Here is a 12,898-nt window from a genome sequence, read left to right as displayed (position 1 = left end):
CGGCGGTGTAGTCCCAGAGCAGGTCACGCAGCCAGCGCTGGGTGATGCGGGTCAGGTCGATGTGGCTGGCCCGGTGAGGGAAGCGGATGCCGAAGTGGTCGGTCTCGAGGAACCCGGCGTCCCGCGTCTGCTCGGGGTGAAGTAGACCAGCCGCAGGTAGTGGAGCATCTTCTTCACAATCGAGGTGTGAAACCGCGGGAAGTCGTCCAAGTCCAGGTCGGTCAGCGAGCCGGCGTCGCGCTCTCGCGCGAGGTTGACGAGCTTCTGGATCCAGTCCAGGCGCCAGATGCTGTGCCGGTCCTGCTGGGTGTGGGCGAACAGGGTGTACTGGATCTCGGCTCGCAGCAGCGGCCGCAGACCGCGCAGGTTGACCAGTCCCGGCCTCGGGGCCGGATCGACCCTCGCGCACCAGGTGCGGAAGGCGTTCTCGTCCGTGCAGGAGACGGGGACGGAGCGTCCCTGGCTCTCGTATCGCTGCCACCAGCTGGCCGGAAGGGCCGCCCCGCCGGGGCGGCGGTCGCGCTTGTAACGGTGCCAGTGCCAGCTGCACAAACCCAGCGGCGACTCCGCCAGCCCGGGGCAGACCGTGACCTTGCAGTTGCCGTAACCCCCGCGGGGCTCCTGTTCAGCAGCCCACTGCTCAAAGTCCGCCCCGGAATCGCGCGGGGCGACGTAGTACTTCCAGGAGCTGTAGTGGGCGCGGCACAACCGCAGGTCGGTTCGCGGCTCCGCCGGCCGATCGGGGCAGATCGAGCACGGGCCCTCGCGCTCGAACTCGGCCCGGGACAGCGGCTGTGCCGCAGTGAGGAACTCCGCCCGGGTCGTGCCCGATTCCCGCGCCTTTCCCCACTGCCGGAGATGGTTGGAGCACAGGTCCGTCCCTCCGGAGCGGACGCGTTCGCAGGCGCCGACGACGCATCCCCACTGGTAGACGGAGTGGTCTTGGGGAACCCGGACGAGTACTCCACGGAAGATCGGGTCGAAAAAGGGGGCACTGATCAGCGCGGTGAGGATCTCCAGCCTGTCACGGCCCTCGCGGTCGGAACGTTCGGTGTAGAGGGGCAGCAGCGAGTTCGCGGTCACTTCGTCTCACCCCAGACCGTGCGAAGCGCGGCATCGAAGACCGGGTCGTGGACATCGACGTGCCCGTAGACCTCATCGACCATCGCGGCCGACGCCCAGCCGCCGGCGTCCCGGGCGATCAGGGTGTTGCCGTCCGCGGCATCGAGAACCGCCGAGGTGAAGGTGTGCCGGAAGGCATGGGGTTTCACCAGCCCCAACCCGGCGCGTTTCCCGGCCCGGCCGAGCATCCGGCGGGCGCCGACCGGAGCCCACGGCTGGCCGCTATCGGCGCCGTGCAGCTGGACCAGGAGCATGCCGTGCCCGGCGCCCCGCGGGTACTCGGTCGTCATGTACTCGAAGTAGGAGTGCACCATCGCCGGGCTGACCCGCTTGATCAGCCCGCCGGTCACCGTCCCGCGCTCGACCCGCCAGGGATGTTTGGTCTTGGCCTCGGCCCGGTTCGGGTTGCCGGGCCGGTGGCAGACGTGCAGGTGCGGGGTGCGGCACTCGCCGCAGGCCGCGTTCTCGCGCAGGTGCAGGTCGACCAGGTGCAGCCCGCAGAGTTCGCCGATCCGAAGTCCGCCGTCGGCGAGCCAGTCGATAACCAGCCGGTCCCGGGCGGCGTTCACTGTCCCCAGCAGCCTCTCCCTGGCCTTTTCCGGCAGCATCTTCGGGTGCCGGCGGTGCGGCCCCTTCGGTGCCAGTGGGTTGGTCGGCAGCTTGTTCTTCACGTGCCCGAGGAACGAGCGGCGCTTGTCGGCCCGCGTCGGCAGACGGGACTTGTCGAGCTTCTTGCCGAGTTCGCCGTTGATGCCGCGAGAAGCCTGCTGCAGGTAGAAGCCCTTCAAGCAGGCCGCCGCGGTCGACAGCGCCGAGCGGCCGTAGGGGCGCTTGCCCACCCGCCACGGTTCCCCGAGCGGTATGCGGACCTCGGCGCCGACGATCCCCATATACCGTTCCAGGTCACGCAGTTGGACCGTGTCGAAGGCCAGGCACTCGCGCTCCAGCCACCGCAGGTGGTCCACCAGGTAGTACGCGTACGTCCTCTGCGTGCCCGAGCCCTCGTGCTCACGCAGGAACCGGTCCGCCTCCGCGTGCAGTGTTCCCTCGGGCCAGACGATCGTCCATGACCGCTGCCCGTCCTTCCGCTCGATCCGCTGGACCCTCAGGTCCCCCACCACAACGTGCCGTACCACTTGTCCTCCGTACCGACTCCAGAACATGACAGACGTCCCGGACCCGGTCGGTAAACAAGCCCAGGACGTGCTGGTCACAGTCCCAGACGGACATCACGGGCAGGACTACGGGCGGTCGGTAAAGTCGATGATCCCCAGCTGGGACTCGCAGGATAGAACGCAGTCGAGCGCGTGACTGGCCAAGGTGGCGGCATTGGCGCGGTCGGCGGCCGGGTGGCCGTAGAACTCGCAGATCATCCGGTTCAGGGTCCGCAGTGTGGTGTTGGAGGTCAGCCCGACACGGAAGACGGGGATGCGCTCGTGCCCGGCGTCGGTGACCTGGCCCAGGCGGCGCATCTGCTGGCGGTCGAAGGTGCGGCCGAAGAGGTTGGCGATGGTGGTCTTGCCCAGACCCGGCAGGGCGTCGATGACGGCCGCGGAACGGATGCGGTCGCCGTCTTGCCGGTTGGACGCGACGATCTCGTCCAACGCATCGTGGACGGAGGCCAGCTGGGGTGTCTGCACGATGCCGAAGTTGGCATGCCAGTCGTGCCGGGCGTCGTTGTAGTCCTCGGCCGCCTCCTCGCCCAGGGCCGCCAGCTGGCGCCGGGTGAGGGTCGCGGGGCGCTGCCGGGCCGGCTCGTCGACGAAGCGGCGCCAGCCCTCCTTGCGGGAGAGGCTGAACAGATGCGGCTGCCTCATTCGATCACCTCGAAGGCATCGGCGTAGTAGTCCTCGCCCTGCGGGGCATCGAAGAGCTCGTCCTCGTCGTCGCTGTCGCCGAGGGGAGGATCTGGCACCACCGTCAGCTCCGGCCGGCTCGTGGCCGTGGCCTGGTCCGGCAGGGTGGGCAGGGACAGCGCGGCCCGCTCGGCCGACAGCCGCACCGCCATGCGACGCTCGCGGCGGTCGGTGACCAGCCCCTGGTCCCAGCGGGCCAGCAGATCTCCCAGAGCCTTCGAGGCATCGATGTGCCGTCCGGTGCGGGCGGCCAGCCGCCGGGCGTAGGCGGCGGCCTCGGTGCTGAAGGCCATGTTCAGCGCGGGAGCGTGTTCCCATTCCAGGGCATGCCAGGAGCCGTCGTCGGGGTCCTGGAAGTAGACGAACCGCACGTCGTCGGGGTTGACGCGGATCGGCCACCGCCCGGCCAGACGCCCGCCGTAGGGGCTCGTCGTCCCGCGCAGCCCGTCCAGCGCGGGCCCGTTGTAACGCAGCCCGTCGACATCGACGCCGTAGTGCTGAATGGTGCGCGGCCTGACCTGCAGGAACTCGAAGGCCAGCTCGGCGGTGGCGGGCATCCGCAGCCGTCCGGCCCGGTGCACTCCGACGCGGAGCATCTCCAGCGGGGACAACTGCAGGTGGGGCCAGTGCGGGACGGTGAGTCCCTCATGGGCGCGGCGGTGGAACACCTCGCTGATCCACTCGCGGACGATCTCCTCGACCTCGTGGAGGTAGAAGAACGCCTGGTCCTCGATCCTCTCCCCGCGGCTGTGGATGTCCGGGCCCTTGTAGGCGGGCAGATGCTGGATCAGCCCCTCCCGCAGCGTTCGGAAGAAGCGCTCGACGGTTGGCTTGTCGGTGGGCTTCTTCGGCTGGGCAGGCTGGATCGACATGCCCAGCCGGGTGCAGACACTGATCACGTGGGCCGACATGAATGCCTTGCCGTGGTCGACGACCAGCGTCTCCGGCGGACACAGCCCCCGCCCGGGAACCGCGTCCTCCTCGGTGAACACCACGTGGTCCCACAGCCCGTGATAGGGAGCGAGCTCGGGGCGGTCCGCAGTGTCCATGGGCGGGCAGACGGCTTCGAACAGCACCCCGGCGACGTCGACCGCCTTGGTGGAGCACGCTGTCACCCGCAGGCCCACGATGCAGCGGGAGAACAGGTCCTGGGCGACAGTGAGCTGGACGGGAACCCAGCGGCAGGTGACCGGCTCCATCGCGTAGATGTCCAGGTCCTGCGTGTCGAGCACCACGTACTCACCCGGCCGCGTCGCCCGCAGCCGACCGTAGGCGCCGCGGGGCCGGTCCGCGATCGAGCGGCGGGACTTGGCACTGCCGGACACCGCGCTCGTGCCCTTCGTCAGCTCCGCCAGGCGCCGGTAGGCCGTAGCGCGCGAGGGAAGAGGCACCGTCCCGGCCCCGAACTCCTCTTCCAGTCGATCTTCGGTGCGGCGCAGCACCGCGGACCGGGTGGGGGTAGAGGCGTTCACCAACTCGGCCAGCACCCAGCGCAGGGCCTCCTCCCAGCGCGGATCCACCCGCGAACCCCGGCCCTTGACGGCTCGGGCGTCCACCAGCCCGGCCTCGCCTGCTTCACGGTAGGCAGCCACCCACCGGTCGATCGTCCGAGGTGAGACCTTCAGCTCCGTCGCCTTGGCCGCGGTGCGGTCCCCGAGCGGCAGATCCGGCTGGAACTGCGGGCGCGGCTCGTCGGCCGCGGCGCCGTCCGGGTGCCCGGCTCGGAAGCCGGTCAGCACCTCCCGGACATGCCGAGCCCTCTCATGCAGCCTCGCCCGCCGGGCCGGGGACAGGTTCGCCAGCAGGACAGACCCATCCTGCGTCTCCGGCTCACTCCCCGCCCCCAGGGACCGGGCGTCGGCCGCCAACCGCCCGAGCGGCAGTGTGCTGAACTCACCCGTCCGCTCGTTGCGCAGCGTGGCCGTGAGTCCTTCCAGCTCGACAACCTCGGCCACGTCGCCGCAGTAGAGCAGCCGCACCCCCGGGAAGACGGTCACTGCCCGGCCGGTCATGACGCCACCTCGATCGAGGTGGCCGCCGCCAGGGGGCGCCGCAGGTCCGCGACCAGGGCTCCCGACCAGATCAGGTGCAGCACCAGCGGACGGACCGCATGTGCCGGAAACCGAGCGGCCAGGGCCGCCTCGATGCCGCCGATGGTCGACTGGCCCCGGGCCGCCGCGAGCACTGCCGGCGCCCGGTCCATCTCCAGCAGCTGAGGGCGCCGGTAGCCCGCGAGGAACCGTACGTTCTCCACCACGGCCCGATCGCCGCCCGACCAGGTCTCGTAGGACCAGCCGCGACGAGCGCAGATGCGCTTCGTCCAGGCGAACTGTGCAGTCACTTTCGGGTCCTTCATGCGTGAGGGGCTTTGACATCGACGACGGTCACCAGACCGTCAGAGTGGACAAGCAGCAGGTCAGGGATGTGCCGCCGAAGCCGGTCACCGTCACGACCGGCCAGCTGGAAGGGCTGGGAGGCGATCTCCACGACACCGCGGTCGAAATCGGCCAGCAGAATCCGAGCCAGCTCCAACCGGCTCTCGTAGGCCACCAGCCGCCCCACTGTGGCGGCGTGGTACCAGCCCGAGTAATGACGACGGCCCTTGTACCAGCGGAAATCCCGTACCGGCAGGCCGCCGGTCACCTCGGGAACGATGAGGCGGTCCAGGACCGCTTCAACGAACTGGCCATCCGCTTGCCGGTAGCGGACCGAGACCGTCTCACCTTCTGTCGTGCTCTTCTGGCTCGAAGCGCGTGCCACAGCGACCCCTTGTGTAGGCGGAACCGACACCGGGACGATGGCGCGTGGCCAGCGGGAATCTGCACGGAAGGCATGGAAAACCAAGCGAAAGGCTGGTTCTCGAACCGAGATGACGTTCGTCGTTTACGTCGAGCCCGTCCTGTAACTCGGGCTGCTGGACGACAAGTTGATGACAGAACACTGAGACAACGACATCTCCAATGAGAATCTACACGACTTCATAGCACTCGGCGTACGTCCCAGTCGTACCGCTCCCAGTACCCGGACGTTGAGGTGGTCTCGACGGTCTTTCCGGGCCGGGGCGCGTGGACCATGGTGTTGTTGCCGGTGTAGAGGCCGACGTGTCCCCAGTTTCCGTCGTTGTTGATGACGATGAGGTCGCCGGGCCGGATCTGCGAGCGGGGGACCCGGGTACCGGAGTGCCGCATCTGCTGGGAGGTGCGGGGAAGCGTGACCCGGGCGCCCTGGTAGAAGGCGTAGAGCATCAGGCCCGAGCAGTCGTAGCCGCCCTTGGTGGGGCCCGTGGTACTGCCGCCGCCCCACACGTAGGGAGTGCCGCGCTGTGCCAGCGCGGCGTCGACGACGGCGCCGGCCCGGCCGGTCGCCGACCCCGCCGTGCTGTCTTGGGCGGCGGGGAGGTGGTCGTACTCGTCGACGTAGCCGGTGACGTCGCCCACGTACGCCTCGGAACGGTTGTAGCGGTAGACCGCCTTGCGCAGCTGGTCGGTCCGGGACAGGTCGGTGGTCCCGGTTCCGCACAGGTAGACGGCGGTTCCGAGCGCGGCGTCGAACGCGTTGTGCGGGTCCTTCACCCCGTCACCGTTTCCGTCCTGGCCGCTGGGGCCGTTCCAGGTGGAGGGCAGGAACTGCATGGGGCCGACTGCCCGGTCGTACGCGGTGTCGCCGTCGAGCCGGCCGTGGTCGGTGTCGGAGAAGACGCTCGTGTTCCCCCCGGCCCCGGATCCGTTGAGCCGGACCCCGAGAATACGCGGGCGGACATCCCCGCCGACTGTGATGGTGCGCCCGGAGGCGTGGTTGGACTCGACCTTGCCGATCCCAGCGATGACGGACCACCGCATGCCCGTGCACTTCGGCCGCAGGGCGCGCACGTTCGCGGCGGCGCGGGTGTAGGCGGACAGCATCACCGGACTGATGCCGGCCACCGCCCCGGGGCCGCCCCGGACACGGACGGCGGGGCGGCGGCCTCCTTCTCGTGTCCGGCCGCCCCGTTTGCGACAGCGGCAATGAACAGCACCAGGACGCCGACGACACCCACAGCCGAAACCAGTACAGGGAAACGGCCAAGGCCACTTTCCGTGCGCCGCTCATGAGCGCCCTCCCAGGCGCGGCGCGGCCTGCGAACGACGCGCAGGGGCGGAGGGGACGGGCGCAGGCGGGGTGCTGCTCCCGGTGTTCCGCGGCTGGCGCATGCGGTGCAGGCGCTGCTGGAGCATGGCCTGGGCCGCGCTGGAGGGCGGTTGGGCGACGCGCGGCGGCGCAGGGCGCCGCCGGACGGGCGGTGCGGGGGCCGGCTGGGGTGCAGGAGCCGGCCGGGCGGGGCGGGGCGCCGGTGCCCGCCGGGGACCGGGAACAGCGGCCCGGGGCGGGGTGTAGGGGCCGAGCCCGGGCCGGCCCCGGACGATCCGGCCGAGGGAGCGCACGTTGTGCCGGTACTCCCCGGCGAACTGCTGGGCGGGCTGGACGTAGCTCCGGTGGAAACTCTGCGCGCTCTGCTGGAGGTTCTGGACGGCGCTGCTGACCCGGCCTGCGGCCTGGGCGGGCAGAGCGGTCGCAGCCGCGCCGACCCTGCGGGCCGCGCGCGGCCCGTACACCGGCAGTCCGACAGTGGCTTTGAGGCCGAACACCCCGGCCTTCACGGTGCCTTTCGCCCCGGCCTCGATGGTGCGGCCGGTGAGCCGGGTCAGCCCCGCCACGGCACGGCCCCCGCCGTGAGCGAGCCAGCCGCCGATGCGTCCGGCGAGCCGGGTGGAGCCGATGCGTCCGGCGCCGCCGAGCACAGCACCGGTTCCCCGGTGGCGGCGGCCGCGCCGAGCATGAGCCCGCCGAGCAGCAGGCCCTTGCCGAGCCCGCCGCGCCTCGGCATGTCGACGGGGGCGGGGGAGACGGATCCGCCCAGGGGCGAGTTGCCGAGGCGGTGACGGGCGCGTGCCACCGCTCCGCGGGTGGAGCGGGCGAGCTTCTTGCGGTAGATGAACGCGGCGACGCAGACGCAGTCCAAAAGGACGAACCGGACGGTGAGACCGCCCGGCAGGTCGCTTTCCGGTGTGTTCAGCACGGCGTTGACGACGACGATGAAGACGGACATGGAGGCGATGGAGGCGAGCATCAGGGCGAGGCCGCGGGCGATGGCCGCGGCCCGGCCCCACAGCCAGGCCCGGCCGGGGCCGGGCAGGATCCCCGCCGCGAGGGCCACCTTTGCGATCATCGCCTCGATGGCGATCTGTAGCTGGGCGAAGAGGAATGCACCGTCCAGGACGATGACGAACATGCAGGTGAGGAACGCGGCCAGGAGCATGAAGAGCGCGCCGCCGACCTTGTCCATCGACGCCTTCTTCAGTGTGCCGGCGTTTTGGACGCAGGCCTTCTCGAACGCCTTGATGGGGCCGGACGCGTGGACCTGTTCCAGCATCTGGGAGGTGGCGGCGTCGACGGTGGTGTCGACCATCCAGTTCTTGACGCTGTCGGGCAGCGCGATCCCGAAGCCCGGCAGGTCCTTGAGGAAGGACTTGCCTTTCTCCATCTTGGTGTCGACCAGCTGGTCGAACACGGCCTGCTGGACCCGTGAATCGCGGAACTTCTTCCCGCACCTGCCCTCGAAGGTCCGCCCGTAGGACAGGAGCATGGCCGGCCGGGCCACGAACGCGTCCACGAGGGCGTCGGTGATGGGGCGGGCCAGCGCGCTCGGCGAGGACCGGACCTGCGCACCCACGGTCGACCCGGACGGCTTCTTCTCCCATCCGCTCTCAGTGGTCGGCCGGGCCGTGTCGATGGCTTCCTTGTCCAGGACCAGGGCGGCGGTCTCGACCGCCAGGTCCCGCACCACGCCCACCACCCCGGTGTCCTTGCTGAGCAGGAGCTGCGGGGAGAGGCGAGAGCACCGAGCGCGAGTGCGGAGATGACCAGGGCAGCCGCCATCTCGCCCCAGCCGCGCACCCGGTTTCCGAACAGCAGATGCCACGACGCGACGACCATCGTGAAGGTGAGGAACAGCACCGGCAGACCCATCTGCACGACAACGCTCCCGTACAGCGACGTCGACACCTGCAGCGCCGGCTTGAGCATCAGCCCGGCCAGGGAGAACGCCAGGCTCCAGGTCAAGAGGAAGCAGGCGAAGCTGACGATCCACTTGTTCCCCATGAACATCATCTCGACGAGGAACCCCTGCACACTCAGGTCCCAGTCGTTCCAGTCCCCGGTGTCGGAGTAGATGCGGTACGAGCTGACCGGATTCCCGTCCCGGTCGGTCACCTCGAACGCGGACAGCACCCCGCCCTGCGCGGCCCGGTCCTTCTTGTACTTCTCCACCAGCTTGTCGAACTCGGCGCGGGCGGCCTTCTCCTCCTTCTCGGCCTCCTTGATCCCGTCCCGGATCAGCGGGGAGTCATCCGGCCGGCCCGACGTACCCGGCTGGGGGACGAGCGGGCTCGGCTCGAGCGGGTTCTGCGGGCCGGGCAGCGTCGGACCCACCGAAGGCGAAGGCGCCGGCGTCGGTGTGGGGGCCGCGCTCGCCGACACGCCCGCCAGCACCAGCGACACCAGGAACGACAGCACCAGCAGCATCAGCCCCGCAGCCATGGACCGCCCGGGGCGCGCCCACCGCTTCACCCCCTGCAGCACCCCCACGCCCCGGGCCCGGGCGCGCGCCCTCGGTGTCCCCGCCGATGCGGCAGCCCGCCTGGTCATGCTGCTGCGCTCTGCATGGGCTGGGAATGGATGTGGGCCACAGCCTGCTCGTCGGCGGGCAGTGTGACCTGCATGGCACCGATTCGGCCGGTCAGGTCGCGGTGCAGACATTCACCGGCCCGCGCCGCCCGTTCCTCGTCACCGAACTCGGCGCTGTTGGGCGACAGCCCGGTCATGACCAGGGCGAGGAGGTCCTCGTCGTCCGGGTTGCAGCCGAGGAAGAGCAGGGTACGGCGGGCGAGATTGCGGTCCGTCTGCCGGAAGACGAACTTGCGGGGGATCAGCCCGCGCAGGATCTGCCCGCCCTCGTCGTCAGGGCCGATGTCGTCATCGTCGTGCCCGCCGAAGAGAGCACCGGCATTGTGCTTACGCCCGTCCTTGACCAGCTCCAGCGCCAGCGCCAGGCCCTCCGGGCTGGACGTCAGCCACCAGCACTCGTCCCACACCACCAGCGCGAACTCGTCCAGGTCCGCATAGGCGACCTTCCGGGACAGGGCGGCGATCAGGTACATCACCGCACGCCCGAAGATCTTCTCGAACTCCATCTTCTCCAGCCGCTCCCCGCCGCGCAGTTCGCTCTTGGTGGGCAACGCCAGCGAGGACACCGAGAAGACCAGGGTGTCGGCCGACGAGCCGCGGACCACGGGCAGCGACTCGTCGAACACCGCGCGAGCCAGGTCCTTGCGCCTCACCGCCGACAGGCGGCGGGCAGCCATCGCCGAATGCGTATCACCCGAGGCGCCGCGGTTGGTGAGCTCCTCGACCAGGACCCGCATCGAGGGATGCGGCTCGGCCAGCACCGCCTCGACCGCCTCCGACAGGGCGATGCCCTCATCGCTCATGGGAGCCAGCCCCAGCAGCAGTGTCAAGAACGACTCGGTGAACCGCTGCGCTTCCCGCCCGGCGAACAGCCGCAAAGGATCGAGAGAAACGGCCGCCTGGTCGTCGATGGTGATGCACTCGGTCTCGCCGGGGCACGCCTGCGCGTAGCGGAGCCATTCCTGGCGCGGGGTCCGGTCCACGATCACGGCCCGGCCCCGCCGGGTACCGCCCCGCAGCCGCCGGCCCGCGGCGAGCACGGAATACACGGCCGACTTCATCGCGGTCGTCTTGCCCGCACCGAGCTCCCCGATGAACGCCGCGGTCGCCGAGGTGTTCTCCCGCGGGCCGCGCGCCCAGTCCGTCAGCACCGGCCTGACCCCGCCGCCGGCCAGCTGCAGCCCGAACAACGGCCCCGAGGCATCCCCCAGCCCGCTGCCCGTGAAAGGGCCGGCCATCGCGAAGTCCCGCGCCACCAGGTACTGCGCGTACTGGGCCATGACCCGCGGAGTGCGGGTACCAGGCAGCATCCCGTACCAGAGGTTCTCCTGCTCACCGTGCGGCCGGGTGAAGGTGTACTCGTTGCCGGTGAAGTGCCCGGCGAGCTCCCCGGCCCGCCGCTCGGCCTCCTCCGGGGTGCCGCCCCACACGCACAGGGCGGTCATGGCACGGACCTCGACCTCCGTCTGCGAGGCGGTCAGCCGCTCGCGGTACTCGTCCAGCCCGCCCACTGCCTTGTCGACGCTGGCCGGGACACCCGCGGTCTCACCGTCGTATTCGCTGTACTGGTTGGCGAGCTCACGCGCCTGACGCCGCGTCTTCGCCTCCGCCTCGGTACCGGAGGAGACGCTCAGGCGCACCACCCAGTCCACCGGGAACGAGAACGCATCCAGGGAGGACAGATACTCCGACCCGGGAAACGCGAACGCCTCGGGCATCTCGGAGAGCGCGAGCATCACCTGATACGAGGGCCCCCACTCCGTGGTCACCTCCAGCCAGCGCCGCGCGAACGGATTCGCTCGCCCTGCCTTCTGCCTCCCCGCCCGGACAGAACCGGCCCCGCCACCGCCCAGGCCCTGCCCGTCGAGTTCGTCGAACAGGTTGCCGCCCTCGGCGAGCACCACCTGGCCGAGCGCCGCCGCACCCCGCCCCCGGCCCCGCATCCCCGGCCCCGCACCCTCCGGCAGCACCGGCTCGAACACCCCACGACGGGCACTGTGCCCGTAGATCCACAAAACCTCCGCCGTCGTCGCCGGACGCAGAGCAATACCCGGCGGCCACACCGACGCCATCCGCTGCGCCTGGGCCAGGCGCTCGTCCTCCTCGCGCGCCGACACCGGCCGCGGAAGCAGCCCCAGCTGCAGAGCAACATCCGCACGCGCCGCCGCGAAAACCTCCCGTACCGACTCCCCGCGCGTCATCGCAAGCGGAACTGCGAGCCAGTCCGTACGCCCCGTCAGCTCCAACTGCTCCAACTGCCCCCGCAGCACACCGATGGCCTGCCGGTACCGGCCACAGCCCGCCAGATCGATCCCCTCGGTCATCTTCGCGACCACACTCGCCGGGTCGACGGCCGGGCACAGACTCAGCAGCATCGACTCACCCTTGAGCGCCTTGACCAGCGCCTCCAGCTGCCCCAGCCGCTGCTCCTTCGCCCGCCGCGAGGCATGAGCGGCATCCGCCCCCGCCACCCGGTAGACCGCCCAGACCTGACCGTGCACCGTCCACATCACATTCCCGGCCACATGCCGGATCGGCATCCGCATCACAGGTCACTCCCCTCGCTGCGCCACAGGCGCATCACTCGTGCTGAACTGGCGGCCGCGGCGCCGGGCGGCGAGCAACGAAGCCGCGACCGGCGCCGGCCGACGGCCAACCGCTCCACGGGCTGCGCCGACGTCCTTCCGGCCGACGGGCACAGGGCTCTCGGACACAGAAGCGCTTGTGGTGGTGCGGCCGGCGCCCATCACACGGGAGGCCGCAGCCTGAGACCGGACCGGGCGGAGCACGGGGCGGCCCGCGCCCCTGGCACCTGCCCCGGGCTGCGGTGCGGCCCAGGTCACGCTGCACACCCCGATCAGCGGCTGGTGACCACCCCGCGACCTGAGCGGACGACCGCCCAGCCGCCCTCCCCGCGGCCGCGCCACCAGCGAGGCGGAACTCGCGGCCACCGCCAGCGGATTACGGCCGTCGACCCGGATATGGCGCACCAGCAGCGACAACCCATAGGGCCCACCGATCGCGATCGCATAGTTGAACAGCCCGAAATGAGCCCACACCCCCCGCGTCAGCACCAGGCCCGCGAGCGAGGCGGCCAGGACCACGATCTGCGGCACCGTGTACGGACCACCCCAGATCCGGCCCCGCCCACCCGGCCACTTCCCGATCATCAAAGGGTGACGGCGCGCCCGGGTGTA

12 protein-coding genes are annotated in these 12,898 nt (G+C 70.6%); 1 reads left to right on the top strand and 11 read right to left on the bottom strand.

Annotation, left to right across the window (positions count from 1 at the left end; translation table 11 throughout):
• Positions 1 to 51: 51 nt before the first annotated feature.
• From OCT49_RS38765 to OCT49_RS38725, 9 genes are all read right to left on the bottom strand, one after another.
• Entirely contained in the window at positions 52 to 1,083 is a 1,032-nt protein-coding gene (locus OCT49_RS38765; protein ID WP_283856875.1) for a hypothetical protein, read from the bottom strand.
• A complete protein-coding gene (locus tag OCT49_RS38760; protein ID WP_283849826.1) occupies positions 1,080 to 2,258 on the bottom strand; it encodes a tyrosine-type recombinase/integrase in 1,179 nt (392 codons plus the stop codon). The genes OCT49_RS38765 and OCT49_RS38760 overlap by 4 nt, the downstream gene beginning before the upstream one ends.
• A 105-nt stretch (positions 2,259 to 2,363) precedes the next feature.
• The gene (locus OCT49_RS38755) at positions 2,364 to 2,939 is read right to left on the bottom strand and encodes an AAA family ATPase (RefSeq protein WP_283849825.1); all 576 of its coding nucleotides are present in this window, start codon (positions 2,937 to 2,939) and stop codon (positions 2,364 to 2,366) included.
• A complete protein-coding gene (locus tag OCT49_RS38750; protein WP_283849824.1) occupies positions 2,936 to 4,990 on the bottom strand; it encodes a TnsB C-terminal domain-containing protein in 2,055 nt (684 codons plus the stop codon). Before OCT49_RS38750 ends, OCT49_RS38755 begins: the two co-directional genes overlap by 4 nt.
• Positions 4,987 to 5,319: a hypothetical protein gene (locus OCT49_RS38745; RefSeq protein WP_283856874.1), complete on the bottom strand. Its 333-nt coding sequence runs from the start codon at positions 5,317 to 5,319 to the stop codon at positions 4,987 to 4,989. Before OCT49_RS38745 ends, OCT49_RS38750 begins: the two co-directional genes overlap by 4 nt.
• 11 nt (positions 5,320 to 5,330) lie before the next feature.
• Entirely contained in the window at positions 5,331 to 5,738 is a 408-nt protein-coding gene (locus tag OCT49_RS38740) for a TnsA-like heteromeric transposase endonuclease subunit (protein ID WP_283849823.1), read from the bottom strand.
• A 218-nt stretch (positions 5,739 to 5,956) separates the two neighbouring features.
• The gene (locus OCT49_RS38735) at positions 5,957 to 6,901 is read right to left on the bottom strand and encodes a C40 family peptidase (protein ID WP_283849822.1); all 945 of its coding nucleotides are present in this window, start codon (positions 6,899 to 6,901) and stop codon (positions 5,957 to 5,959) included.
• Positions 6,902 to 7,063: 162 nt separating this feature from the next.
• The gene (locus OCT49_RS38730; RefSeq protein WP_283856873.1) at positions 7,064 to 7,672 is read right to left on the bottom strand and encodes a hypothetical protein; all 609 of its coding nucleotides are present in this window, start codon (positions 7,670 to 7,672) and stop codon (positions 7,064 to 7,066) included.
• Positions 7,660 to 8,811 (bottom strand): hypothetical protein, encoded by a 1,152-nt coding sequence (locus OCT49_RS38725; protein WP_283856872.1) that lies wholly within the window; start codon positions 8,809 to 8,811, stop codon positions 7,660 to 7,662. The genes OCT49_RS38730 and OCT49_RS38725 overlap by 13 nt, the downstream gene beginning before the upstream one ends.
• A 63-nt stretch (positions 8,812 to 8,874) precedes the next feature.
• On the opposite strand from OCT49_RS38725, the gene OCT49_RS38720 reads away from it, so the two are divergent.
• Positions 8,875 to 9,186, top strand: coding sequence for a hypothetical protein (locus OCT49_RS38720; RefSeq protein WP_283849820.1), 312 nt, complete (start codon positions 8,875 to 8,877; stop codon positions 9,184 to 9,186).
• Between the two features lie 472 nt (positions 9,187 to 9,658).
• Here the strand turns inward: OCT49_RS38720 and OCT49_RS38715 are convergent, their stop codons facing one another.
• Together OCT49_RS38715 and OCT49_RS38710 are read right to left on the bottom strand one after the other, a co-directional pair.
• A complete protein-coding gene (locus OCT49_RS38715; RefSeq protein WP_283849819.1) occupies positions 9,659 to 12,247 on the bottom strand; it encodes an ATP-binding protein in 2,589 nt (862 codons plus the stop codon).
• Positions 12,248 to 12,253: 6 nt separating this feature from the next.
• Positions 12,254 to 12,817, bottom strand: coding sequence for a hypothetical protein (locus OCT49_RS38710; protein WP_283849818.1), 564 nt, complete (start codon positions 12,815 to 12,817; stop codon positions 12,254 to 12,256).
• Between the last annotated feature and the right edge of the window lie 81 nt (positions 12,818 to 12,898).

The organism is Streptomyces sp. ML-6, from assembly GCF_030116705.1.
In the GTDB taxonomy this organism is placed as follows: domain Bacteria; phylum Actinomycetota; class Actinomycetes; order Streptomycetales; family Streptomycetaceae; genus Streptomyces.
The sequence above is the reverse complement of the archived record's forward strand: the minus strand, read 5'-3'. Positions and strand labels throughout refer to the sequence as shown.